At 55.5% G+C, this 24,953-nt stretch carries 18 protein-coding genes and 2 rRNA genes; 9 read left to right on the forward strand and 11 right to left on the reverse strand.

Annotated features, from left to right (window positions below; genetic code table 11):
* Positions 1–179: 179 nt before the first annotated feature.
* Positions 180–3,749, reverse strand: a complete 3,570-nt coding sequence (locus ACP7AJ_RS11130) for a PAS domain S-box protein (RefSeq protein ID WP_426060268.1) — start codon at positions 3,747–3,749, stop codon at positions 180–182.
* A gap of 482 nt (positions 3,750–4,231) precedes the next feature.
* Between ACP7AJ_RS11130 and ACP7AJ_RS11135 the strand changes: the two genes are divergently transcribed.
* Positions 4,232–5,239: an alpha/beta hydrolase family protein gene (locus ACP7AJ_RS11135; RefSeq protein ID WP_426060269.1), complete on the forward strand. Its 1,008-nt coding sequence runs from the start codon at positions 4,232–4,234 to the stop codon at positions 5,237–5,239.
* 164 nt (positions 5,240–5,403) lie between these two features.
* Here the strand turns inward: ACP7AJ_RS11135 and ACP7AJ_RS11140 are convergent, their stop codons facing one another.
* Positions 5,404–6,378, reverse strand: a complete 975-nt coding sequence (locus ACP7AJ_RS11140; RefSeq protein WP_426060270.1) for an arginase — start codon at positions 6,376–6,378, stop codon at positions 5,404–5,406.
* A 316-nt stretch (positions 6,379–6,694) separates the two neighbouring features.
* Here ACP7AJ_RS11140 and ACP7AJ_RS11145 point away from each other — a divergent pair, with 316 nt between their 5' ends.
* On the forward strand, positions 6,695–8,092 hold the full coding sequence (locus tag ACP7AJ_RS11145) for an arginine decarboxylase (RefSeq protein WP_426060271.1): 1,398 nt from the start codon (positions 6,695–6,697) through the stop codon (positions 8,090–8,092).
* Positions 8,093–8,187: 95 nt separating this feature from the next.
* Positions 8,188–8,343 carry a hypothetical protein gene (locus ACP7AJ_RS11150; protein WP_426060272.1) on the forward strand — a complete coding sequence of 52 codons (156 nt, stop codon included), beginning with the start codon at positions 8,188–8,190 and terminating at the stop codon, positions 8,341–8,343.
* A 97-nt stretch (positions 8,344–8,440) separates the two neighbouring features.
* Here the strand turns inward: ACP7AJ_RS11150 and ACP7AJ_RS11155 are convergent, their stop codons facing one another.
* Positions 8,441–8,983, reverse strand: coding sequence for a D-glycero-alpha-D-manno-heptose-1,7-bisphosphate 7-phosphatase (locus ACP7AJ_RS11155; protein ID WP_426060273.1), 543 nt, complete (start codon positions 8,981–8,983; stop codon positions 8,441–8,443).
* A 73-nt stretch (positions 8,984–9,056) separates the two neighbouring features.
* Between ACP7AJ_RS11155 and hemG the strand changes: the two genes are divergently transcribed.
* The 3 genes from hemG (at position 9,057) to ACP7AJ_RS11170 (ending at position 12,395) form a co-directional block, all read left to right on the forward strand.
* Positions 9,057–10,394, forward strand: a complete 1,338-nt coding sequence (gene hemG / locus ACP7AJ_RS11160) for a protoporphyrinogen oxidase (RefSeq protein ID WP_426060274.1) — start codon at positions 9,057–9,059, stop codon at positions 10,392–10,394.
* 122 nt (positions 10,395–10,516) lie between these two features.
* Positions 10,517–11,260, forward strand: coding sequence for a polyprenol monophosphomannose synthase (locus ACP7AJ_RS11165; protein ID WP_426060275.1), 744 nt, complete (start codon positions 10,517–10,519; stop codon positions 11,258–11,260).
* A gap of 208 nt (positions 11,261–11,468) precedes the next feature.
* Complete coding sequence (locus ACP7AJ_RS11170) at positions 11,469–12,395, forward strand: TerC family protein (RefSeq protein ID WP_426060276.1); 927 nt, start codon at positions 11,469–11,471, stop codon at positions 12,393–12,395.
* 236 nt (positions 12,396–12,631) lie between these two features.
* Here the strand turns inward: ACP7AJ_RS11170 and ACP7AJ_RS11175 are convergent, their stop codons facing one another.
* On the reverse strand, positions 12,632–14,749 hold the full coding sequence (locus tag ACP7AJ_RS11175) for a transglycosylase domain-containing protein (protein ID WP_426060277.1): 2,118 nt from the start codon (positions 14,747–14,749) through the stop codon (positions 12,632–12,634).
* Between the two features lie 163 nt (positions 14,750–14,912).
* Between ACP7AJ_RS11175 and purB the strand changes: the two genes are divergently transcribed.
* From purB to ACP7AJ_RS11190, 3 genes are all read left to right on the forward strand, one after another.
* On the forward strand, positions 14,913–16,253 hold the full coding sequence (purB, locus tag ACP7AJ_RS11180) for an adenylosuccinate lyase (RefSeq protein WP_426060278.1): 1,341 nt from the start codon (positions 14,913–14,915) through the stop codon (positions 16,251–16,253).
* Between the two features lie 239 nt (positions 16,254–16,492).
* The gene (locus tag ACP7AJ_RS11185; RefSeq protein WP_426060279.1) at positions 16,493–16,843 is read left to right on the forward strand and encodes a DUF6252 family protein; all 351 of its coding nucleotides are present in this window, start codon (positions 16,493–16,495) and stop codon (positions 16,841–16,843) included.
* Positions 16,844–16,892: 49 nt separating this feature from the next.
* On the forward strand, positions 16,893–18,008 hold the full coding sequence (locus ACP7AJ_RS11190; RefSeq protein ID WP_426060280.1) for a glycosyltransferase family 9 protein: 1,116 nt from the start codon (positions 16,893–16,895) through the stop codon (positions 18,006–18,008).
* A 45-nt stretch (positions 18,009–18,053) separates the two neighbouring features.
* On the opposite strand, the gene ACP7AJ_RS11195 is transcribed toward ACP7AJ_RS11190, so the two are convergent.
* The 7 genes from ACP7AJ_RS11195 to ACP7AJ_RS11225 all read right to left on the reverse strand — a co-directional run.
* The gene (locus ACP7AJ_RS11195; protein ID WP_426060281.1) at positions 18,054–19,208 is read right to left on the reverse strand and encodes a glycosyltransferase; all 1,155 of its coding nucleotides are present in this window, start codon (positions 19,206–19,208) and stop codon (positions 18,054–18,056) included.
* Between the two features lie 89 nt (positions 19,209–19,297).
* Entirely contained in the window at positions 19,298–20,275 is a 978-nt protein-coding gene (locus ACP7AJ_RS11200; RefSeq protein WP_426060282.1) for a glycosyltransferase family 2 protein, read from the reverse strand.
* Complete coding sequence (locus tag ACP7AJ_RS11205; protein ID WP_426060283.1) at positions 20,268–20,804, reverse strand: DUF4199 domain-containing protein; 537 nt, start codon at positions 20,802–20,804, stop codon at positions 20,268–20,270. Before ACP7AJ_RS11205 ends, ACP7AJ_RS11200 begins: the two co-directional genes overlap by 8 nt.
* 17 nt (positions 20,805–20,821) lie before the next feature.
* Positions 20,822–21,379: a DUF4199 domain-containing protein gene (locus ACP7AJ_RS11210; RefSeq protein WP_426060284.1), complete on the reverse strand. Its 558-nt coding sequence runs from the start codon at positions 21,377–21,379 to the stop codon at positions 20,822–20,824.
* 76 nt (positions 21,380–21,455) lie between these two features.
* Positions 21,456–23,525: a BatA domain-containing protein gene (locus ACP7AJ_RS11215; RefSeq protein WP_426060285.1), complete on the reverse strand. Its 2,070-nt coding sequence runs from the start codon at positions 23,523–23,525 to the stop codon at positions 21,456–21,458.
* A gap of 226 nt (positions 23,526–23,751) precedes the next feature.
* A 5S ribosomal RNA gene (gene rrf, locus ACP7AJ_RS11220) occupies positions 23,752–23,863 on the reverse strand.
* Between the two features lie 103 nt (positions 23,864–23,966).
* A 23S ribosomal RNA gene (locus ACP7AJ_RS11225) occupies positions 23,967–24,953 on the reverse strand; the annotation flags it as partial.

A 24,953-nucleotide genomic window follows, 5' to 3' on the forward strand; every position in this document is an offset into this window, starting at 1 on the left:
GGGCGAGGTGCGGCCGGGACTAGTGGGGCCGGTTTCGTTGTGCTTTTAGTGAAATGGGAAGCTGGCACCCGCCTGCTCATACCAGTGCCCCGTTAACTCTTGGCGACGCCATTGGCTTGCAGTTTACAACCAGTAAGCCGCCTTCACTTATCCCTTTTCGCCTAAAAGTGGGATTGTTCTTAATTCGGTATTGCCCTGGCTGCCGTTAAATCTAGTAGCGTCTGGAAGAGGTCGGCTTCGTCGTAGGGCTTGGTGATGCAGGCATTCATATCGGCTGCCAGATAGGCTATTCGGTCGGACTCAAAAGCATTAGCCGTCAGGGCAATAATTGGAATATTGGCGCGCACCTCATCGGGGCTCGCCCGAACGGCGGCCGTGACTTCTACGCCGCTCAGTCCAGGCATTTTGATATCGAGAATAGCAGCATCGAATACTGCTTCGCTTAGCTGGGCCAAAGCATCGGTGCCGTTGCTGACGGCTTTTACCTGCACACCCCTGTTTTCCAGCATCACCACCGCAATCCATTGATTGACGACGTTGTCCTCGGCCAAAAGCACGCGTAGACCCCGCAGGCCCTCGTAGGAGGGAGTGGCCGTGGCCAGGACTTGCTCAGCAATGGTTGCAGGGGGCCGGGGCAGCGTGAGCGTAAAAGAAAACGTGGTGCCCTCATTGGGCTCGGTGCAGAGCAGCAGAACGCCCCCCATTTGGCTTACCAGCTGCTGGCTGATGGCCAAGCCCAGCCCTGTGCCTCCAAAGCGGCGGCTGGTTTCGGTGCTGGCCTGCGCAAAGGCTTCGAAAATGTGTCCCTGTTGCTCGGGCGCTATGCCAATGCCGGTGTCTTCTACCCAAAATCGCAAGGCAAGTTCGGTGGGCGTGTCGCGAAGCACATCGGCGCCGAGCCGCACCTGCCCTTGGTCCGTGAATTTGATAGCGTTGGAGAGCAGGTTGAGAAGCACCTGATGCAGCCGGTACGCATCGCCAACAACCCGTGGCGCAACGGTGCGCAGGGGCTCAACGATTAGCTGAAGTCCTTTTTCCTCGGCCAGCGCGGCCACCGTCTGGCCGGCACCTTGCATGACCACTGCCAAGTCGAAGGGCGCGCGGTCGAGCTGCAAGTGCTGGGTCGTGATTTTGGCCATGTCCAGCACGTCATTGAGCAGGGATAACAAGTGCTGACCGGCGTGCTGCATCGTGTTCAGGTACTCGCGCTGCTGCTCGGTGAGGCCGGTTTTTTGCAACAGAGTAGCCATCCCCAGCACCCCGTTGAGGGGGGTGCGAATTTCGTGGCTCATGCGAGCCAGAAAGGCTTCTTTGGCTTGGGCGTTTTCCTCGGCTTCCTGCTTAGCATGCTGCAGGGCACGCTGGGCTAGCACGCCCGTGGTTACGTCGTAGCCAGAAGCTACGATGTAGGGCGGATAGCCCTCTTCCATCACTTGGTAGGCATAGTACTGCAGGTAGCGTCGCTCCCCGGTGCTGGTCCACACAGTCATTAGGCGGGGCTGCTGCTGCTGTAGAGGCTTCTGGTCTTCAAGATAGGCCTGCAGGGAGGCGTGGTGCTCGGGCGGTAGGGCGTCGTAGATGGAGCGGCCCAGCATCTCGGCTGCTGGCATGGCCATGAGCCGCTCTATGGCCGGGTTCACCGAGAGCACGGTGCCGTTCAAATCGTGCGTGCAAATCAGCGCCTGTGAATAATATACCAAGTCGTGGTATTGCTTTTCGCGGCGCTCCAACTCCTGACGGGCCTGCTTCACCGCCGTTACGTCGGTAGCGACGGTGAGAACGCCGAGCTTACCATCGGCGCGCGGCAGCGGCCGCTTGTGCACCTGAAAATACAGGGTTTCGCCCGTAGCCAAGGTAAATGGCAGTTCCTGGGTTTGGGCCTGCTGGGTGGTGCGTACCAGCTCGCTGAGGTGCCGGACCTGCTGCAGCTCTTTTCGCACGGTCGGGGTGGCTTCAGGCTCACTCCAATGCTGGCTGTGCGTTAGCAAGTCATCAAACGCTTGGTTCGAAAAGGAAACGCTGTTGTCGGGGTCTACCAGATAAAGCGCATTGGGCAGGGCATCCAATATCTGGCGGATAAACACCTGCTGCTCCTGCAGCATCAGCTGCACTTCGTTTTGAAGCTTCTCGGCCGTGTAGCGCGCCGTAATGTCGATGCCTGACCCCACCACCAGCCGCAACGAACCATCGGCATTAAACACGGGCCTCAGGTTGCGCAGTATCAGCTGCGGGCGCTGGTTGCGGCCTGTGCGCATCTCCTCCCAGGTTACATCCGTTTGGGTGCGCACTGCCAGGTTGAAGTACTGCTCCCGCTGCTGGGCCATTTCGAAGAGCTGGTGCATCTGCCGAAACTCGAAGTATTCGGCATTGGTCATGCCAATGATTTGCCGGCGTACCTCGGGGTCTGCTACCGCAGAGGGATTGACGAACAGAAAGCGGTGCTCGGCGTCAAATATGGCCACATCAACTGGCAGCTGATTGAGAATCAGCTCGTAAAACTCCTGCTGGCGGGCTATTTTTTCTTCGGCCTGCTTGCGTTCCGTAATATCGACGCCTGAGCAGATGACCAGCAGCACCCCGTTGGGGCCGCGCATGGGCCGGTAGCGCAACAGAATATACTGCAGCCCATCGGGCCCCACGCGCGTTTCTTCCCACGCTACTTCCCGCTGCTCGCGCAGCACTTCGGCGAACTTATCTGCGCGATTGCGCATCACCGCTTCCGGGCGCAAGCGGTACGCACAGGCTTCCTCGTTGGTCTTTCCTATCATCCAGGCCCGCACAATGGGGTCGGGCTCAACTACTGGGTTAAGGAACAGGTAGCGGTGCTCGGCGTCCAGCACCGACACCGCGGAGGGCACTTGCTCCAGCACGCTTTCGTAGAAGGCCCGCTGCTCGGCCAACTGCTGTTCGGCCACCTGGCGCTCGGTGATGTTGGTAAGGTAAAGGGTGGCAAAGGGCTGGCCGGCCAGGGCCACCACCGTGGACAGGTAGTGATGCCCGGCCACCGCCAGCTCCCGCTGAAGGGGCGTCTGGGTGCGCAGGGCTTCGTGCACCAGGGCCACTATATCCGGCGGCAAGGCAGCCTCTGGTGTCTCGGCGGTTAGGGCCTGCAGCAAGGTCGCGGCAGCAGGGTTCGCATAAACCACCTCCCCATTCTCAGTCAACCGCAAGACCGGGTTTGGGTTTTGCTGCGAGATGTAGGAGAGCGCGCGGGCCTGCGCCGCCCGCTGGTGACGTTCGGTCACGTCGCGATAGCAAATTAGCCGGCCCGCCCGCTGGCTGTCCAGCACCAGGTAGTCCAGCTCAACTACCCGCCCATCGGCCAGCAGAAACTCTTCTTCCAGCACGGTTTCGCCGGCCGCGTGTAGGGCAAGCACCCGCCTGATAAAGGCAGCCGGGTCCAGGAACGCGCCGCTGATTTGCACAGCATCGTGCGGAATTGGTGGCTGGCCCTCGGCTGGTCCAGCCACGGGCGGAAGGCCGAACAGTTGCCAGAAATGCTGATTAACAAACTGTATTTGTTCGTCGTTATCAACCAGTACCAGTCCGGCCCGCAAGTTTTGCACCAAGGCCGTTAGCTGGGTCAGGTGGCGCTGCGCGTTGCTTGCCGTAGCCGCCAGCTCGTGTTTGAGTGCCGCCACTTCGGCCTGGGCCGCAGCCAAAGCACTTTCGGCCTGTTCGCGGCGGGCACGCTCACCGGCTAGCTGCGCTGCCCAGTCGGTACTAGAAGGAGAAGACGGCGTATGCATGGCCGGTCGCAGTGAGAATTGAAAAAGCCTGGAGGCCAGTACGGCCATACATATTGCACTAGCTGCAATTCGGCTTGTCTTCAACGGAAGCTCCACCTCAAGCAAAGAAAGCAGGTTTCAGCTGATTTACGCCGCCAACTGCCCCTACGGGGCGTGTTATTCACAAAGCCCAGCCAATGACTTTACAAAGCGACTTAACGCTACTCCGCAGCCGTTGGTGCGGAACGCCAGCGCAGTGGAATGGCGTTGTGCTCCTGATTCTTTCCAGCTAATCTTCTTCGTACGTGTCATTGTTTGCCTCCCCACTTCTTTCGAAATCCCACTTGTTATGGCTGCTTTTAGCGCTGTTGGGTGCTCCAGCCTGCAAAAGCAATTCACCAGCGCCCACTCCTGAGGCCCCTGCCGCAGAGGCGTCGGTTCTTACCGGCAGCACCCTCATCGGGGAGTATAGTACCTCTGTACTCGCCGGACGGGTACAAGGTGTGCCCCTAGCAGGCAGCCTGGTGCGCTACCCTATCCGGGCCTACCGCCTCACCTATCGCACCAAAACGCCCGATGGCACCGAAACCACTGCTTCGGGCGCGGTGCTGGTGCCGGTGGGCGCTGGGCAGCTGCCCGTACTAAGCTATCAGCACGGCACCCTGGAGCCCCGCAGCGAAAGCCAGGCTCCCTCCTACTACGCCACTGGCAGCGACGTATGGTCGGTGGTTTCAGTGCTGGCCTCAACAGGCTACGTGGTATCGGCCCCCGACTACTTGGGCTACGGCGCCTCCAAAGCCCTGCCGCACCCCTACGAACACGCGGCTTCGCTGGCGTCCTCATCGGCTGATATGCTGCGGGCCACCCGCGAGTTTTGTCAGCAGCAAAAGGTCGATGTCAACCAGAAGAACTTCTTACTCGGCTACTCGGAAGGCGGCTACGCCACCATGGCTCTGCACAAGCTCCTGGAAGATAAGTATGCTACCACCTTGCCCGTAACTGCCAGCGCGCCCGGCGCTGGGGCTTACCACAAAACCGCGTTTGCCCGCTACATCATGGGTGCCACGCAACCCCTCAACTTCCTCACGACCTACGTGTGGGTATTACGCACCTACGACCGCATCTACGCCCTCAACCGACCTTTCTCCTTCTACTACCAGGAGCCCTACGCCACGCGCCTGCAAGCCGACCCGTTTGCGCCCGTGCCCAGTGAGCAAAGCCAACTCTTTGCTCCCGGCTTCCGGCAGGCCGTACTGAATAATGCCGACGCACCTCTAGCCACTGCCCTCGCCGACAACGACATCTACGACTGGAAGCCCCGCGCCCCGCTGGCCCTCTTTCACGGCACCGCCGACGACTACGTGCCCTTCTTCAATTCGCAGGATGCCTACGACGCCATGCAGAAGCGCGGCGCCACGCAAGTAGAGCTGCGCCCTATTCCGGGCGGCAACCACTTTACATCGGCCACGGCCTACACGCTGGGTGCCTATGCGTTTATCAGGCAGTTTTAAGGACCTTTCTCGCCTTGTGGCAATAAAAATAACGCTCATGCTGCGCGGAGCCGAAGCATCTTTGCCCCGCAACTAATCAGAATTAGTAATGCAGTAGAGCTGCTTCGGCTCCGCGCAGCATGGCCGTTCTTACAGCAGCAGTACGTTCTAAATACCCATTCCTTCTACCGGCTTACCACCTCATCAAGCCGCAGGCGCCGCTCAATGGCCTCAGTGGCCGCCTCCAGAATGTTGAAAGCATTCTTAGCCATGGTGTTTTCGCTGTCGAGGGTTGGGTTAATTTCCACCATCTCGAAGCACACCACCCGGTCGTTTTCGAGCAGGGCGCGGCACAGGGCAATGGCTTCGGGCACGTCGAGGCCCAGCTCCACAGGGGTGCCGGTGCCTTTGCTAAAGCGCGAATCCAACGAGTCGACATCAAAAGAGATGTACACCATGTCGCAGAAGCGCAGCCGCTCGTAAATCTCGCGGGCCACCTGCCGCGGGCCTTTGGCGCGGAACTCATCGAGCTTGAAGTTTTTGATTCCGAGCGAATCGATGATAGCGTTTTCCTGCTCTTCGGTGTCGCGCACCACCACGTACACGAGGTGGTCGGGCGTCAGTTTGGGGCCGGGCTCGCCCAGGTTCTGAAGGCGGCGCCAAAAAAACTCAGTTTCGGGCTCGGGCACATTGCGCTGGTGCTTGAGGTTATCCAAGCCCAGGGCGGCGGCCAGGGGCATGCCGTGCACGTTGCCGCTGGGCGTGGTGTAGGGCGAGTGAATGTCGGCGTGGGCATCAATCCAGACCACGCCCAAGGTCTTTTGCGGGTAGGTGGCCTTGATGCCGGCAATGGTGGCGTTGGCATTGCTGTGGTCGCCGGCCAGCACCACCGGAAATTCGCCAAACCGCAGGGTCTGCTCTACGGCGTTGGCAATGCCCTTTTGCACCGTGTAGATAGAATCGATGTGTTTGGCAAAGGGGAAGTGGTTTTTATCAAACAGCACATGGTTCAGGTCGGGAACCACGACGGAGTTGAAGCGGCTGAAATAATCACAGCCCTTGTTGAGGCAGGCCACGCGTAGCGCATCAATGCCCATGCTGGCACCGCGCGTACCCGCTCCGAGTTCGGAGCGTACTTCCAGTAATTTTATGCGTTTCATCGGGTGGGAATTTGGGTAGCGTATGGTGCATCGTTCCAAAGCCCTTCACTCAACACTCGTCATTCAACCTACTAACAGCAGTTCAGCGCGTGAACGATTGTTACTTGTTAAATGCTAACTGCTAAATGACAGAACCTTCGAGCGCTGCCTTGCGGTAGATATGCTCCACCGTAGCCAAGTCGCTTTATTCCATCGTCACGATGCGAGGCGAGACTGCAGAACAACGGGTTGTTCCGAACCTTATAATCTCCACCCCGGCGGTACTTTTGACCTGCCGACTGCAAAGGTCGGCTTTTCCCGCCGCTTTTAAAAACCGATGGATACTTACCACGACCTAATTTCCCAAACCTTCGACTTCCCCACGGCCGATTTCACCGTGCAGGAACACGAGCTGCGCTTCCACGGCATCGACCTCATGGGCCTAGTGGAAAAGTATGGCACCCCGCTGCGCCTGACCTACCTGCCTAAAATCAGCTCCCAGATTCAACGGGCGAAGAAATGGTTTGCCGATGCCATTGAGCAAACCAACTACCAAGGCACGTACTCCTACGCCTACTGCACCAAGTCGTCGCACTTCCGCTTTGTGCTGGAGGAGGCCTTGAAGAACGACATCCACCTCGAAACCTCGTCGTGGTTCGACATCAGCATCATTCGCAACCTGCACGCCCAGGGCAAGGTCGACAAGCAAAAGCACATCATCTGCAACGGCTTCAAGCCCGAGGCATACAAGAAGGAAATTGCGGCGCTCATCAACGACGGCTTTGTGAACTGCATGCCCATTATTGATGCGCCCAACGAAATCGATTATTACCACGACCACGTGCGCGAAAAAGTGAACCTGGGCATGCGCCTCGCTTCCGACGAAGAGCCGCGCTTCCAGTTTTACACCTCGCGCCTGGGCATCCGCTACGCCGACGCCATCCCGCTCTATGAGAAGCGCATCAAGGAAGACCCGCGCTTCGAGCTGACGATGCTGCACTACTTCATCAACACCGGCATCAAGGACACGTCCTATTATTGGTCGGAGCTGAGCCGCTTTGTGCACAAGTATTGTGAGCTGCGCAAAGTGTGTCCCACCCTGCAAACGATTGATATTGGCGGCGGCTTCCCTATCCAAACCAGCATTCAGCCCGAGTACGACTACCCCTACATGGTGACTGAAATTCTGCGCACCATTCAGCGCATTTGTACCGAGGAAGGCGTGCCCGAGCCCAACATCTTCACTGAGTTCGGCATCTTCACGGTAGGCGAGAGCGGCGCCATCATCTACAGCATTCTCGACGAGAAGCTGCAAAACGACAAGGAGCTTTGGTATATGATTGACGGCTCGTTTATCACCAATCTACCCGATACCTGGGCTCTAAATCAGCGCTTTATCATGCTGGCACTAAACGGCTGGAATAAAGGCTACAAAAAGTTGCAGCTCGGGGGTCTCACCTGCGACTCGCAGGACTACTACAACGCCGAGAAGCACATCTACCAGGTGTTCCTACCCGAGCGCAAGCCCGCCGATGCTCAGCCGCTCTACGTGGGCTTTTTCCATACCGGCGCCTACCAGGAAAGCCTGAGCGGCTTCGGCGGTATTAAGCACTGCCTCATCCCCGCCCCTCAGCACGTGATTCTCGACCGCGCCGCCGATGGCACTCTTAGTGACACGGTTTTTGCTCCCGAGCAGGACGCCGCCAGCATGATGCGGATACTCGGATACCAATAATCCAATTTTGACGTTAGCAATTTTTCTTAAGATATAGGGTTGACTGCTTATCTTTGAAGCCAACCTCGTCATCCCTCACTCGTTTTTTTATAATTATGAAAAAGTTCGTTCTGCTTGCTGCCGGCTTTGCAGCCCTTACCCTGGGCGCTTGCAACCGCCAGAAGTGCCCTGCCTACGGCAGCACCAAGGAAGCCAACCGCGTTTCCTCGCCCATTATGGCCAGCACGGCTACGCCGGCAGCACGGCAGTAAATTCTTAGAACTTGAATTAGAAAAGGCTGGCTTTCCCTTGGGGAAGGCCAGCCTTTTTATGTTTTAGCAGAGCAGTTCGTTGATGCAGAACAGAACGTTATGATGCGCGCGCGCTGCATGACGTTCTAAGCATCAGAATAACCTCAGTGGCCGCCTGCAAATCCGCCACCCGGGGCGCAAATGCTGCTACTTCCGTTTCGCCCACCAAAATGCCGCGCACGCCCACTTTGGCCCCGGCTTCCATGTCGCGGTACCGGTCGCCGACAATCCAGCACTGCGAGACGTCCAGATTGAACCGCGCTACCGCTTTCTCAAGCATGCCCGAATCGGGCTTGCGGAGGATGGATTCGCTCACGCTGGGGTGAGCGTCGCTGAAATACAAGGCATCGAGGACGTAGCCGCAGGCGTCTTGTAGCTTGGCGTGGCAGGCGAGCACATCGGCAGCGGCGTAAAGCTTTTTGGCAATGCCGGCCTGATTGGTGACCACCACCAAATAGTAGCCGGCCGCTTTCAGGCGCGCCAAGCTCTCGGGCACACCAAGGCAAATGCGAAACTCCTCCGGCTTCCACACGTAGTCCCCCATCTCGTCGTTTAAAACGCCGTCCCGGTCAAGAAATATTGCTTTGTTCTTTGTTATCATCGGGGCAAAGCTACGGGCAGGCAAGCCGCAACACTGCGGCCCTAGCTTTGCGCCCTCCTCCTGCAACATCTCTATGAAAATTGCCATCATCGGCGGCGGCATCAGCGGCCTCACGTTTGCCTGGTACCTGCAAAAGGCCGGCGTGGCCTACGACCTGTTCGAGGCCGACCCGCGCCCCGGTGGCAACCTGCACAGCTGGACCACCCCCGAAGGCTACCTCCTGGAAGTGGGCCCCAACTCCCTGCAGCTAAGCCCAGAGTTGGAAGAGCTGCTGGCCGACCTTGGCCTCACCGACCAGATTCAGGATGCCGCCGCCGTGAGCCAGCAGCGCTACGTGCTGCGAGCCGGGCATTACCAGGTACTGCCCGGCTCGCCACCGGCCTTGCTTACCAACGGATTTTTCAGCCTCAAAGCCAAATGGCAGCTGCTGAAAGAACTCCGCCTACCCGCCGGCCCCTCCGATACCAACGAAACCGTAGCTCACTTTTTTCGTCGCCGCTTCGGCTCCGAAATCCTGGACTATGCCATCAATCCCTTCATGGCCGGCATCTACGCCGGCGACCCCGAACGGCTGCTGCTGCACAAAACCTTTCCGCAGCTGGCCGCCTTGGAGCAGGAGCACGGCTCGGTGCTGCGCGGGCTGGCCAAAAAAGGCAAAGGCGCGGGCCGCCGCCGCATCGTCACGCTCAGCAAGGGCCTGCAAACCCTGACCGATACGCTGGCGGCCCGGCTTACACACTACCAACCCGGCACGGCGGTCAAGGCCATTTTTCGGGCCACTGATGGCACCTACCAGCTGGAGCTGGCAAGCCCGCAAGGTCTGGCTGCGGTGCCCGGCTACACCCACTTGGCTCTGGCCCTGCCCACCTACGCCCTGGCCCCGCTCCTGGAGCCGTTGTTTCCACAAGCGGCAGGAGCCCTGGCCGCCGTGCACTACCCGCCCATGAGCGCCGTGTACTCGGCCTACGACCGGGCCGCCGTGACGCATCCGCTCAACGGCTTTGGGGCCCTGCACCCCAAGGTTGAAGGTGCCTACGCTGCCGGCTCTATCTGGACCAGCGCCATTTACCCCCAGCGAGTTCCGGCCGGGCAGGTCCTCTTTACCACGTTTGTGGGCGGTGCCCAGTACGAGGCGGCCGCCACTGAGCCCGAGGATGTTCAAAAAGCCGCCGTGCATGCCGAATTGAGCAAGTTTTACGGCATCAGCGGTGCTCCACGCTGGCAGGGACGCTACTTTTGGGCGCGTAGCATTCCGCAATTTGACGAGCGGATTGTGGGAGCTCATGCCGCCGCCGCTACCTTGGAAGCTGAGAATATCTGGAGCGTCGCCAACTGGCGTGCCGGCGTCGGCGTGCCCGATTGCGTGCGGCATGCCCGCCAAGTTGCCAGCACGTTATCGGCTGAGAAGTAACCTTACTCCAACCGACGGAATACCGGAAAAAGTCTAAAATATTATCATTTGGTCGCTAAATAGTGGCTTGTGGGCCTCTATGGGCATGCAGCTTCGTGCCCCTTAACCCTATCTTTGAGCCCATGAGTGAAGGCCTCGTCCTAATTCCTACTTACAACGAGCGCGAAAATGCGGAATTGATTATCCGGAAGGTGATGTCGTTGCCGCGAGCATTTGATGTCTTAATTATCGACGATGGCTCCCCGGACGGCACGGCCGCCATTGTGCAAGGCCTGCAGGCCATTTTCCCCGGACGGCTATTTTTAGAAGAGCGCAAGGGCAAACAGGGCCTCGGCACGGCCTACATTCATGGCTTCCGCTGGGCGCTGGCACACGGCTACGACTACATTTTTGAGATGGACGCCGACTTCTCGCACAACCCCGATGACTTGCTGCGCCTGCACGACGCCTGCGTGCAGGAGGGTTTTGACATGGCCATTGGCTCGCGCTACATCCAAGGCGTGAACGTGGTCAACTGGCCCATGTCGCGGGTGCTGATGTCCTACTTTGCGTCCTGGTACGTGCGCCTGGTTACAGGCATGCCCATCCGCGACGCCACTGCCGGCTTTAAGTGCTACTCGGCAAAAGTATTGCGAGCCATTGATTTAGATGAAATTGATTTCGTAGGTTACGCTTTCCAAATTGAGATGAAATGGCTGGCCTACCAGCTGGGTTTCCGTATCAAAGAGGTGCCTATCATTTTCACCGACCGCACCCGCGGCACTTCCAAAATGTCGAAGGGCATCGTGGAGGAAGCCTTCTTTGGCGTGCTGCAGATGAAAGCCAGTAGCTGGTTCCGGCCGCTTAAGCCCGTTGGCAGCCGGTAAAGACGCGGGCCAACAGAACATTTGGCCCTACCATTAACTTATGGGTTTACTCGGGAGCGGCCGCCTAACTAAGGCAGTAACTAACGGCGGGGATGGCTATCGATGGCCTCTTTGATATCTTTCTGCCCCGGGTGGCCAATTTATTCAACCTTTCTTTCGGCCACTACCCCAACAAGCTTGCTAGCCTCGGCGTATCTTGCCCCAACGCATGGAAAATACCCCTCTGTTTTGGTTTGTTTTTAATATTTTCGTAATCGGGCTACTGCTGCTCGATTTGCTGGTGTTCAACCGCAAAGCCCACGCCGTAACCCTGCGCGAAGCGTTGAGTTGGAGTGCCTTCTGGGTAGCGTTGTCCCTGTGCTTCAACTTTCTTGTCTACCGCACCATGGGCCACGAAGCCGGCCTGCAATGGCTCACCGGCTACTTGGTAGAAAAAGCCCTGAGCGTCGACAACCTGTTTGTATTTTTGCTCATTTTCAACTACTTCAAAGTTCCTTCGGAGTTCCAGCACCGCATTCTATTCTGGGGCGTTTTGGGCGCGCTGATTCTGCGGGCCGTGTTTATTCTGGTAGGGGGCGCCCTGCTGGCCAAGTTTCACTTTCTCATTTACTTGCTCGGGGCCTTCCTCATGTACACCGGTATTCGGATGGGCCTGAGTGGCGACGAGCCTGAAATTGACCCCGAAAACAACCCGGTGGTGCGTTTTCTGAGCCGTCATTTGCCCATCACACGGCAGTTTGAAGGGGGTAAATTCTTTGTGCGCCGCGACGGGGTGCGATTCGCAACTCCCTTGTTTGTGGTATTAATAATGGTGGAAACCACCGACGTTGTATTTGCTGCCGACTCCATTCCTGCTATTCTGGCCATCACTCGCGACACCTTTATTGTATTCACCTCCAATGTGTTTGCTTTGCTGGGCCTGCGCGCCATGTATTTTGCCCTGGCCAGCATGATGCGTCTGTTTCACTATTTGCACTACGGCCTCTCGCTGATTCTCGTGTTCATTGGTGCCAAGATTTTACTCGAAAGCTTTTTCCCCATCCCCATGCCCATAGCGCTGGGCGTGGTGGGCGGCCTGCTCGTGCTAAGCGTGCTGGCATCGGTGGTATGGCCCAAAAAGGAGGTCGAAGCATAGGTGGCTACCGGAAACCCATTAGCAATGGACCTTGCTTGAAACTGAAGCTTTGATGCACTTGGAACCGCTGCAAGTAGCAGCATTTAATGCTCAAGTCTCAATATGTAAAAAGGAAAGCCCTTCGCTTTGAAGCGAAGGGCTTTCCTTTTTCTTATCATCAATAGGCGCGTACCGTTTGCTTAATCAGGCGTTTTGAGCAACACCTGGACTATGACCTTGGCGCGCTTTACTCGTTTCTAGCGCGGCGCCCTTCCTGCATCCACACCGGGGGCACCGATGTTCACACCGGCATCGGCGCCCGTGTTCAGCAGGTCCAGCAGGTTTAGAGGCTCGAACTGGCTAGAGTCGGCCTGTGCCGTAATGCGCGTGGTATCAGGCCGTGGTGCAAAGCTCATGTACTTACGCGCCGGACCGTTGAGGTTAAGGTTATACCCCATGTTGTCCCGCTCGTTGTTCGTAATGAGACCTCGCGTGGCCATAATGTCGGCTATCAGCCGAAAGAAATAGCGGGTGCTGCGGCGCAGGTCGCCGTAGGCATCAAAGGAGTAGCGGGCGTACTTGGGCTTGGGAATGATACTCGCCAGGTAGAGACTCTCAGACAAGTTGAGTTCACTGGGACGCTTACCATAGTAGAACAAGGCCGCGTCTTTTACGCCATACACGCCACGCTTACCACTGGGCCAGCGGTACTGGCTGGGGCCCCACTCAATAATGTTCAGGTAGACCTCAAACATGCGCTGCTTGCTGGCCACCTTCATGTTTTCGAGCAGCCAGACAATCAGGGCTTCCTCCATCTTGCGGGCTACCGTTTTTTGGCGCGTCAGGAACACGTTTTTCACGAGCTGCATCGACAGCGTACTGCCGCCGCGGGCAAAGCGCCGCTCCTTGATGTTTTGAATAGCTGACTTCACAAAAGCCTTCTCCATGAAGCCTTTGTGGGCGAAGAAACGCGGGTCTTCGGCCGTAGTGATGGCGTGAATCAGGAACGGCGACACGTCGTTGTACGACACAAAATCGGGGTTCGGCGGTCCCACCACAAAAGTGCGCACCGAATCGCCCTTGTCGTTATATACAGTGTGCCGGAACGGTGTATTGAGCTTGTTCAGGTCTTCCTCGCCAAAGCTGGTCAGCTTGAAGTTATTACCCTTTAGGCTCGAATCAAATTTGAGGCTGTCTACCTGGGCCATGTCGAGGCTGCCACTCATGCGGTAGGTGAGCGTACCGGTGCCGCGCACCCCGCGCACTTCGTCGAAAATACCGGTAGGCAACGACGAAAAGAAGTCATTGGCTTCGGTTTCGGCAGATGTAACCTTGATGGAGACGGCCCGGCTTGGCTTCAATCGCACGCTTATTTCGGGAAACATCACCAGCTTGTTCACCGTGACCTGGCTGCCCTTCTCCAAAGAAGCTGTGCCACGGCCCAAAGTGGCCACAAAATCCATGGAGCCACTTTTCACTTCAATCTCATTGGCTGCCAGCTTGGGGTGATACAAACTGAAATTACGCGCCGCCACCGAACCGCGCACCGTGAGCCGGCCCCCAGTTTCGTCCTTGTTAAAGTCCTTGCTAATGAGGCTCACCAGCACCGTATCGAAGCTCACCATGGCGCCAAAGCGGCGCGGCAGGTAGGGAAGCTGTATTGAACCACCTCGGCCAAACACTCGGGCAGTGAGGGCATAGTCACCGGGCTCGATGTGCCCAGTGATGCCCAACTCGTTCACGACCGAGTCGATGTTGGCCGTGAGGCGTCCCGAGATATCCCCATCTTTGATTTGCAGCTCCGGCAATTGCATGATTGCCGTATGCCGCGGGGTTAGGTAACTGACGTAGAAATCCTTAAAGTGCGCTTCGCCGGGCACGTTGTCGAAGCCGGCTTCCAGCACTTGGTTTAACAGCAAGCCATAATTAGTGCCTTTGGTCGTGTCAACGGGTATAGTCTTGGTTTTATCCTTCTTTACCAAGAAACCATAGTTGTCACCGGCAGGAGTTTTGCGTGCCGTAAGGCGGGCTGTCAAAATTTCGAGCCCACTGAAAACCGGGCGGCCTGCAAACAGCGAGCGCACGCTCAAGCTAGCTTGCAGGCGCTTGGCCGTGAGCAAGGTATCATTAGGAGCATCGCGAGGAACCAGGCTCATCCCGGCTATTTCTACGGTCTTGAAACCGGCGAACTCGGCAGGACCTAAGGTGAGGATAACGGGATACTTGCGTTCAACTTTAGCTTTTACTTCACCCAGGGCATAGGTGAGCAACTGCTGGCGCTTCCATTGAAATACGGCAAAAGCCACCAGCAACAACAAGGCGAAACCGCCTACTATGCCGAAAATAAGACGTTTAGTGGAAGGAGATATGGACACGGAATACAGTAAAGTGGGCGGGTTCGCCACCATCAAAGGTAAGAAAATCGGCCGCGGGAAGCAGAATTAAAGTTGTCGCGCTGGAGGTACTATACGAGTAATGTGCCCGGTACGGGGGAGCTTGGGTAGTGCAACGCTGCTTTCTGCCCGTACTTTTGCCACCATGCCCAGTCCTCTTACCGCACTTTCGCCCCTCGACGGGCGCTATGCTCGTGCCACGGCCCCCCTGGCCACCCGCTTTTCTGAAATGGCCCTGATGCGCTACCGCGTGCTAGTCGAGGTCGAATACTTCATCGCCTTGGCGGAGTTGCCTCTGCCTCAGCTACAGGGTGTATTAACCGATACTTTTCCGGCGCTTCGGCGCATTTATGAGGCTTTTACCGAAGCTGACGCCGAAGCCATCAAGGCCCACGAAGCCGTAACGAATCACGATGTTAAAGCGGTAGAATACTTCCTGCGCGACCAATTCACGGCGCTGGGACTAGGTGGTTTTGTCGAGTTTATTCATTTCGGGCTCACTTCGCAAGACATTAACAACACGGCCATCCCATTGAGTTTCCGCGATGCGCTGATGGGCGAGCTCTTGCCAGCTTACGCCCAGGTGCGCAACGCCCTTTCAGCCCGGGCCCAGGAGTGGGCGGCTGTGCCCATGCTGGCCCGCACCCACGGGCAGCCCGCCTCGCCTACCCGCCTGGGCAAGGAGGTTGAAGTGTTTGTGGCCCGCCTCGACGCCCAGGTTGCACTGCTGGCCCAAATACCGTTCGGCGCCAAGTTCGGCGGGGCCACGGGCAATTTCAATGCCCATTTCGCAGCCTATCCCCAGGTTGACTGGCACGATTTCGCCACCACCTTCGTCACCGCCCGCCTGGGCCTTAGCCGCTCCTACCCCACTACCCAAATCGAGCATTACGACCACTTGGCCGCTCACTGCGACGCCCTCAAGCGCCTCAACACCATCCTACTCGACCTGGCCCGCGACGTGTGGCAGTACATTTCACTTGGTTACTTTAAGCAGACCATCAAAGCCGGCGAAGTGGGCTCCTCGGCCATGCCGCACAAGGTTAACCCCATCGATTTCGAGAACGCCGAAGGCAACCTCGGCGTTGCCAATGCCCTCCTCGAGCACTTCGCGGCCAAGCTGCCCATCTCCCGCCTGCAGCGCGACCTCACCGACTCTACCGTGCTCCGCAACCTGGGCGTGCCGCTTGGGCACATTCTCATTTCCCTCGGCGCCCTGCAGCGCGGCTTGGGCAAGCTGGCACTCGATGAGTCAGCCTTACAGCGCGATTTGGTAGCCAACTGGGCCGTGGTGGCCGAGGGCATTCAAACCATTCTGCGCCGCGAAGCTTACCCCGACCCCTACAACGCCCTCAAAGCCCTTACTCGCACAGGTGAGGCCATTTCCGCCGACAGCATTCGGTCATTCATTAATACGCTCGACGTTGCCGAGGCGGTAAAGTCTGAATTGCGGGCCATTACACCAGCAACTTACGTTGGCCGCTAACCCCTGCTGCCTTCTCTTATGTAGTGCGGCGGTACGGTGACGGTTTTCCTCAATTATGTCATTCTATCAATTATGTCATTCTACTAATGAGCATCGCCCGTAATATCGTTCTGCACCTGACGGCGGGGCTTGCGCTGACAGTTCCAGTTGCCTGTTCTTCCGCCAACAAAACCGACCCAAACCCGGAGCCTGCCCCAGTGTTAAGTTGGACCGTCGACGGGACCCCAGTTACTACCACCATGCTCCAGTCCCAGAACACCAGCATAACGCTTTCCATCAGTGGCACGCTGAATCCAGCGGGCCCAATTACCAGTTACGTATCGCTTGAAATGCCGCGAGCCGTCGGCACCTACTCGTTTAGCCCGACCAGCGAGGCCTCGGCCTTTTACAGCACCATCGGCCCGGGTACACAAACGGTGTACTACGCCGGTGCTAATTATGGAGCCGGCACTGTGTCTGGCTCAGGCACCATTGTGGTCACGGCCCTTACGGCCACCCGTGTCAACGGCACCTTTACCTTCACTGGCATCAATTTCCCCACGGGGACGTCCATGCAAGTCACCAGCGGTCAATTTAGTGTGGGACTATAAGCTGTCCTTGCTGGCTACTTTTGCTTTTCCATTCCTGCCCCGCGCTTCTGTGTCTCACCTGCTCAACAACCTCACCGTCCACCCCGATTGCCGTCACTTTCGCGGCGACCTTCCCTGCCGCCCCAACAAAACGCACGGCTACGTGTGCGAGGGCTGCCCGGTGTATGCACCCGTATCCAGCCGGCTGCTTATCATCAAGCTCGGGGCCATTGGCGATGTCATTCGCACTACGCCCTTGCTGCGGCGCTTGCGGCAGGAACGCCCCGGCTGCTTCATCACTTGGCTCACGCACACGCCGGCCATCCTGCCACAGGCAGAAGTGGATGAAATTCTAAAGTTTGATTTCGCTAGCGCTCTGCAGCTGCAAGCCCGGCAGTTCGACGTGGTCATCAACCTCGACAAGGAAAAAGAAGCCTGCGCCCTGCTGAACACCATTCCGGCAAAAGCGAAATTCGGCTACTCCCTGCGCCCGCACGACGGCGTGGCTTGGCCCCAAAATCAGCTGGCCGAGCATAAATTCCTCACCGGCCTTTTCGACCAGGTAAGTCAGGCCAACACCATGCCCTACGTCCAGGAAATATTCGAGCTCTGCGGCTTCGACTTCCGCGGCGAAGAATACGTTTTTGATACCCACGAAGACAAAGGCTACGACTGGAGCCCACTGCCTTCTACCGGCCCCCGCATTGGCCTCAACACCGGCTGCGGCGACCGTTGGACCACCCGCCTCTGGAGCGACGAGAAATGGATTAGCCTTATAACTCAGCTTCAGCAAGCGGGATACACCCCCGTACTGCTGGGCGGCGAGGCCGAAGATGCCCGCAACCGTGTCCTCCACAGCGCCACCGGCGCGGCTTATCTGGGCACCTTCCCTCTTCCCCAGTTCATCAACCTGATGCACCAGATGGATGCCATTGTTACACAAGTAACCATGGCCATGCACATCAGCATTGCCCTGCGCAAGCCTACCATCCTGATGAACAACATTTTCAACCCCCACGAATTCGACCTCTACGGCCGTGGTCAGCTCGTGGGCCCCAACCGGGAATGCGTCTGCTTCTACCGCGGCACTTGTCAGCTTGGCACCAGCTGCATGGAGGATTTGCCAGCGGAGAAGGTGATGCAAGCCGTACAGGCAACGCTGTCAAGCCTACCGGTTTGGCGCTAGCAAGCTCACGCCCTGCCGACATTCTTGGTATGTCGTAAACTAGCTTTAAGACTCCACGGTGCTCGACTTGGTCAAACCGGCCACTTCTTCAAGGGCGGCCACCATCAGCGGCCACGAAAACTGCTTTTTTTGGTCTCGCACCCCCGCTGCAAAAGCGCCTTCTCGTTGGTTGGTGTAGAAGTCAACTATTGCATCTGCAATTTCCTGCGCCCTCGGGGCCACCACATACCCTACCACTCCGTTCGGTATTAACTCGGCGAGCCCGCCTACGTCCGTAACCAGCATGGGCCGCTCAAAGTGATAAGCTATTTGTGACACCCCGCTTTGTGTAGCATTTTTATAAGGCTGCACAACTAAATCAGCCGCGCAGAAATAATCTACTACCTTTTCGTTAGGTATAAAATCCGTAGCTCTAATTATTCTATCTTCTAAAGCAAAGCGTGTAATTAACTCCTCATATAGAGCTGCATCCTCGTAAAATTCACCTGCAATAATTAATTTAACAGGCATGGCACTTATACGCGGGTCCGCAAAAGCTTGTAGCATAATGTCCAGACCTTTATAAGCCCTGATAAAGCCAAAAAACAATAAATACCCGCTTGTTTTCGGCAGTTTCAAAGCCTGTAAGGCTTCGTCTTTGATTTTAATTGGTCCAAAATTATCATACAGTGGGTGTGGACGGTACAACGCAGGTTTAGCGCTAAATCCTAGTTGTTGCAAATCGCTCAACACACTGCGGCTCATGGTCACAAAGCCATCGCACTCACTCAGGAAATAACGGGTAAAAGGTCCATCCCCCGGTCGCTTTTCATGCGGAATCACGTTATCCGTAATAGCCACTACCCGGGTATGCCCATTTTGCCGCACCAGCCGCGCTACCGTACCCAAAGCAGGCCCCATAAATGGCAGCCAGAACCGGAACACCACAATATCCGGCCGCTCCGCTCGCAATTTTCGCCCCACCTGCCACCACGACAACGGGTTCACGGAGTTCAAACTCACCTCAATAGCCAAATCAGCCGGCCCCGCCTCGGCACTAAACTGCGTCTGCCCCGGAAATAAGAAGTTTGGATACTGCAATGAGAAAGTAACAATGCGAACTTCATCTCCCGCTTCCTGAAAAGCTCGTGCCAGCCGCTCGTTATAAGTAGCTAATCCCCCTCGTAGAGGATACGCCGGACCAATTATTACAACCTTCATGAATTAAAAAGCAGAAAGCACGACAACTGAATTAAATAACTACCAAGGTCACGGCTGCGGAAGCCCTTTTCATTATCAATTCACCCGTTTTAATTAATCTTCTCCCGCACCAAGTAATCATTGCGGCGTGGCCCATTCAATTGCACCATTTCCGCTAGAAAGCCAGCCAAAAACAGTTGTACGCCCACAATCACTGCCACCAACGCCATAAAAAACAATGGCTGGTCGGTTACGTTACGCGCCTTCAGGTTATGATAAGCCAACCACACTTTCTCGCCGGTGAGCCACAATGTGAGCACCATACCTAATAGAAACGACAACGTCCCCAACGTCCCAAAAAAGTGCATAGGTCTCCGTCGAAAACGGCTCACAAACGTTATGCTGGCCAAATCCAGAAAGCCGTACACAAACCGTTCGAGCCCAAACTTTGTCACCCCATACTTGCGCTCCTGATGCTGCACTATCTTCTCGCCAATGCGGCGAAATCCGTTCCACTTCGCTATAACTGGGATATAGCGATGCATTTCGCCATATACTTCAATACTCTTCACAACGCGCTGGTCATAGGCTTTTAACCCACAGTTAAAGTCGTGCAATCGAATACCCGAAATCCACCGCGTAGCGCCGTTAAATAACTTGGTCGGAAGCGTTTTCGACAACGGGTCGTACCGCTTCTGCTTCCAACCACTCACCAAGTCGAATTTATCCTCCGTAACCATCCGATACAGTTCGGGGAGTTCTTCGGGCGAATCCTGTAAGTCGGCGTCCATGGTGCACACTACCCGCCCACATGCCGCCTCAAACCCAACATTCAACGCCGCCGATTTGCCATAATTCCGGTTGAAACGGATGCCCCGCAAAGCAGCATCTCCCATAGCCAAAGCCTCAATCACCTCCCAAGAATCATCAGTCGAGCCGTCATCAATCAAGATAACTTCATAAGTAAGGCCGTGAGTCTGGAGCACCCGCGCAATCCAGCGCGTGAGTTCGGGCAACGACTCTGCTTCATTGAGCAGCGGAATAACGATGGAAATTTCCACCGGAAAAGAGGCGGACGATTTATTCAAACTCAGAAGGATTACGCTTTGTAAAGGCCGATACCAACAACCCAATAATAACTCCGCTTGCCAGTCCACTACTTAAGCCACCAAGCAACGCCCTGCCTAGCCCCGTCTTCATCTCACCGATTCTGGCAGTGCTTTTCTCTATTTGCTCATCGGGAATATTATTTCGCTCCATAAAATCGACCATGTCCTGCTTCATGCGCTCCAAAAAATCCAAGTCAATGTAATGCAGATAGACGTAGTTGAAGAAGCCCGAAACTACTCCCGACAATAAAAGCATTACGACGGCAATGGTCAGCCCCTGTCCTATCTGCATGTAACCTCCGTTGGCGTTTTTAAAAGCTTTATGCGCTGTTATAATCCAGGCAATGCTTACAATAAGCCAACCCACAAAAGCAGCAGTACCATAAACAACGAAGCTGAAACCGGCAATTCTGGTGAGAAAATCAACTAGTAACGCGGTCAGCGCCAGTAACAAGCCATAACGAATACCGACAGCGAGCGGAGTGGCCTGTTGCGAGTGAGCTTCCATAATCGAGGGCTAGTATGTTATTCTCGCAAAAATATTCCACCCGGGAGCGCGAGCGTGAGACCGAGCAGTACCAGTTGTATGAAATTACTAACCGCCATATCCCCAACCGTAATCTTTTCCACTTTTTGCAGCTGCTGCTGCAATTCCTGCTCGCTAAGCTTCACCTTTGAGTTCTCCCGCTGCTGGGTGTGAACAATTTCCAGAATCTCAGCCCGGTTGACGGCTATTGCTTTTTCACCGGCTACCTGCGCTATTCCAACCAAACTGCTCGCCGAAACAAGCGCAGCTACCAGCACCGTTAACAAACCCACCCCCAACGACCGGCCTAGACCTGGCCTCTCAGGTTTCAGGCGACGCCGTAACACCCACTCACTTGTCACCGCCGCTAGCGGCACAAACAGTTGAGCCATAATTTGCTTAGGCCCAAAGCCGTTATTACCCGTTAGCTGCAAAGCAACCATCCAAATTGCGCACACTAAGCCTGCGCCTACCCCAAAACGCAGCCCAATTTTAGTCACCAATCCAGTCGCCGGCTTCGTTTTAGTAGGATTAGGGTCAAAAGTAGCAGCAGCCATCAGCTTGAAATTAATTAAGGTAGCAAGTTACACTGCGCAACCTAGCCACTCTTTCAATTTCCTTCTTATGCAGGTTTCAGACTACTAATTTAGTCCGTACAGCGCCTAACCGTCGAGTTGCCAAGCGCACCAGTAATGCCTCTGCGAGCAGGCACACCAAAGCAAAAACTAAAAAATAACGCCACAGAGGCTGCCCAGTCTGTTCTGCCTTAAACTTAGCGAGCGCAGCCCCTTGCGCACCCCCTTCCAAAACCTTAATATTTGGTCTATCAGGGCCAACTAATTCGCGCAGCTCAGCTGCCGTGTAAGCCGCTAACTCCGACTCCTTTTTGTCCTGATTGAAAGCCAAAGTAGTCACCACCTTCCCCCCACGTTGCACTTGATAAAAGCCAGGCGTATCCATTCCAATCGGCAAATCCAGTCGAAGTTCATGTCCTAAAACGCGCTGAGCAGGAATCAGGGTCAAACTGTCCTTTACCAAACGGAATCCAGCCTCATCAGTGCCCCTTGTAATGTCCTTTATTGCCTCGGCCACGACCGGAAGCTTCAGTGCCACCGTATTTTGTGTCAAGCGATAAGCTGGTAACTGCTCATTAATATAGCTCAGCATCGCCATGCGGTACATCACCGGCACAAATAACGCGTGCTGAGCAAAGTCAGAATACCCTTTAGAAAAAGGTGCCGAAAAGACATACACTTTCCCTAGTCCACTTACGAAGCTCGCCAAGTAGCTTTCTCCATCCCGCAAACGAAGGATATCGGTACCAGTGCGCGACCACCGCAGTAAGGGCGCCACACGTGGCATTGTTACAGCACGCTGCTGGGCACCAAAAACTTCCCGAAAAAAAGGTTCTTGCGAGTTTGGCATTGCGACTTCACGCAATTCGGGAGCGACAATATTAGCCTCCCATTGTGCCCCGCCCAAACCTAGCTCTTTAAACAATTGCTGATGAGAAGATTGCCCTGCCACTAAAGCCGTGGGGACGATTACAACGCTTCCCCCTCGTTTCACAACTGCTTGGAGTTCCTCACGCAAACCTGCATCAACCTGACTCACCTCCCGCAACAATACTAAGTCCGCTTGCCGCATTAGGCCGTAATTCACACTCTGCGGCTTTGAATGTGCATACTTAAATAGTGATTCGTTGCTATAAAGTTGCTGAGTTAATGGTTCAGAGGCAATCTCATGTATTTGAATCGCTGCAGCAGGCTGCAATGTGAAATAGTAGGCATTGTCGAAAGTTACAGGTGTATCTTCTGTCACAATACGACCCAAAGCCTGCTTTTCATCCTCGACCTGCACTTGAACTACAGTAGCCACGGCTTTACCTGGCATAACAGTAATCCTAAAAGCAGCGACCTGCTTTGCATTGAGGAAAACCTTAACTGGACAATCAGTTGCAACTAAACTTCCTCCATTCCGCAGTCTTACATGCAAGCCAATATTTGTATGTACACGAACAATAGCATCATCAATCCAAATACTATCTACATATATATTGCCTACACCTTTTGGTGTCATGGGCACTAAAACCAACTCATTACCTTTCGCCATGTTATCAAAATGGCTAGCATTAAATGCATTTTTTTGAAAATCAGAAAGAACAAATAGCGAGTTATAAGAATTTATACCAGAATGCGTTGCATTAATAAGTGAAAGAGGTGAACGTGATGTAAACCTAAGTCCATCTAACTTGGACTGATACTCTCCTACATTAACGAGCCGGCCTCCACTATTTCTCAATGTGAGTTTATCTCGTGAAGACACAAGTTGGCTCAAACCCCTAGCCTCAGCGATAGCCTCTGCTAAAAGGGTAAGCTGCATTGAACTTGGTTGCTGCATACTAAAAGAGTTATCAATTAGTACGTCAGTACTCATACCAGTGGAGGACTTTTCAGGACCTATAGTAGGAATAAAAGGCTGGCAGAACATCAAGACGATGCTTGAGATAGCGAGTACCCGTGTAACCAACACCAGTAAATGCTGCACTCTCCTATGCCGTACGTTAACCAGTTCGGCTTTCTGTATAAAAGAAGTATTAGTAAAAATAAGTCTTTGTGGCCGGCGCAGTTGAAGTAAATGAATAATAACAGGGATGGCAATTGCCAAAAGCCCAAGCAGAAACCATGGATAAGTCAAACGCATACCTGTATTATTTATAGCTTAGAAAGCTTTTACCCTCAGACGAGTCTGACTAAAAATCCATTTGAGCATAAAGGTTGCGCCTAAAAAGAACTTGTCAGGACCTATAGATACCTCTCTCAACAGACTTTTAGTAAGGCAACACTTCCCAGTGTTGCAGCCCGCCCTAAAACCAAGACGCCCCCCGCGGGCTGGTGAAAGCGGGCGGGGGGCGTGGGGTTGTAAAAAAGGTTGGCGGCGACCGACTCTCCCACCGGTGAAGGCAGTACCATAGGCGCACCGGGGCTTAACGGCTCTGTTCGGAATGGGAAGAGGTGAACACCCGGGCTAAAGCCACCATTGCTGGCGGGTCACTGCGTGTTCGTGCAGGACTCAATAACGTTGACATAAGGGGACAAAAACGAAGCGCGGGTGGCGCGTTTGACGAATGATTCAATTGCTTGATTAGCGAAGCCCTCGGCCACTTAGTACGGCTCAGCTATTCTGTTTCCAGTTGTTCACCTGCCGCCTATCCACGTCGTCATCTCCGACGGGCCTTCAATTGGGAAATCTCATCTCCAGGTGAGTTTCGCACTTAGATGCTTTCAGCGCTTATCTCGTCCCAGCGTAGCTACCCGGCGCTGCACCTGGCGGTACAACCGGCGCACCAGCGGCTGGTCCATCCCGGTCCTCTCGTACTAAGGACAGGTCCTGTCAAATTTCCAACGCCCACCACAGATAGGGACCGAACTGTCTCACGACGTTCTGAACCCAGCTCGCGTGCCACTTTAATCGGCGAACAGCCGAACCCTTGGGACCTTCTCCAGCCCCAGGACGTGACGAGCCGACATCGAGGTGCCAAACCTCCCCGTCGATATGAGCTCTTGGGGGAGATCAGCCTGTTATCCCCGGCGTACCTTTTATCCTTTGAGCGATGGCCCTTCCATGCGGAACCACCGGATCACTATATCCGTCTTTCGACCCTGCTCGGCTAGTCGGCCTCACAGTCAAGCCCGCTTCTGCTATTGCGCTCTGCGTACGGTTACCAAGCGTACTGAGCGGACCTTTGAAAGCCTCCGATACTCTTTTGGAGGCGACCACCCCAGTCAAACTACCCAGCAGCCACTGTCTCCCGTCATACGGGATTAGGCATCAGGCACGGCAAGGGCGGTATTTCAACGTTGGCTCCCCGAGAACTAGCGTCCCCGGCTCAGCGCCTCCCGCCTATGCTACACATGCCGAACCCAACACCAATGGCAACCTATAGTAAAGGTGCACGGGGTCTTTCCGTCCCGTGGCGGGTACTCGGCATCTTCACCGAGACTACAATTTCACCGAGCTCACGGCTGAGACAGCGCCCAGATCGTTACACCATACTAAACGATTCGAAATCGGAAATAATTAATTCAGGCTCGAAATCGCAGAGCAATTCCCGGTATTTAGCGAAGTTGG

Source organism: Hymenobacter sp. B1770 (genome assembly GCF_049896385.1).
GTDB lineage: Bacteria > Bacteroidota > Bacteroidia > Cytophagales > Hymenobacteraceae > Hymenobacter.

Bases quoted from the DNA above. Each gene is read 5' to 3' on its own strand.
- ACP7AJ_RS11155 (WP_426060273.1), bottom strand. From the start codon at position 8,983: ATGATAACAAAGAACAAAGCAATATTTCTTGACCGGGACGGCGTTTTA.
- ACP7AJ_RS11210 (WP_426060284.1), bottom strand. From the start codon at position 21,379: ATGGCTGCTGCTACTTTTGACCCTAATCCTACTAAAACGAAGCCGGCG.
- ACP7AJ_RS11170 (WP_426060276.1), top strand. From the start codon at position 11,469: ATGGAAAATACCCCTCTGTTTTGGTTTGTTTTTAATATTTTCGTAATC.
- ACP7AJ_RS11140 (WP_426060270.1), bottom strand. From the start codon at position 6,378: ATGAAACGCATAAAATTACTGGAAGTACGCTCCGAACTCGGAGCGGGT.
- hemG (WP_426060274.1), top strand. From the start codon at position 9,057: ATGAAAATTGCCATCATCGGCGGCGGCATCAGCGGCCTCACGTTTGCC.
- ACP7AJ_RS11215 (WP_426060285.1), bottom strand. From the start codon at position 23,525: ATGCGTTTGACTTATCCATGGTTTCTGCTTGGGCTTTTGGCAATTGCC.
- ACP7AJ_RS11205 (WP_426060283.1), bottom strand. From the start codon at position 20,804: ATGGAAGCTCACTCGCAACAGGCCACTCCGCTCGCTGTCGGTATTCGT.
- ACP7AJ_RS11165 (WP_426060275.1), top strand. From the start codon at position 10,517: ATGAGTGAAGGCCTCGTCCTAATTCCTACTTACAACGAGCGCGAAAAT.
- purB (WP_426060278.1), top strand. From the start codon at position 14,913: ATGCCCAGTCCTCTTACCGCACTTTCGCCCCTCGACGGGCGCTATGCT.
- ACP7AJ_RS11145 (WP_426060271.1), top strand. From the start codon at position 6,695: ATGGATACTTACCACGACCTAATTTCCCAAACCTTCGACTTCCCCACG.
- ACP7AJ_RS11130 (WP_426060268.1), bottom strand. From the start codon at position 3,749: ATGCATACGCCGTCTTCTCCTTCTAGTACCGACTGGGCAGCGCAGCTA.
- ACP7AJ_RS11150 (WP_426060272.1), top strand. From the start codon at position 8,188: ATGAAAAAGTTCGTTCTGCTTGCTGCCGGCTTTGCAGCCCTTACCCTG.
- ACP7AJ_RS11185 (WP_426060279.1), top strand. From the start codon at position 16,493: ATGCTCCAGTCCCAGAACACCAGCATAACGCTTTCCATCAGTGGCACG.
- ACP7AJ_RS11195 (WP_426060281.1), bottom strand. From the start codon at position 19,208: ATGAAGGTTGTAATAATTGGTCCGGCGTATCCTCTACGAGGGGGATTA.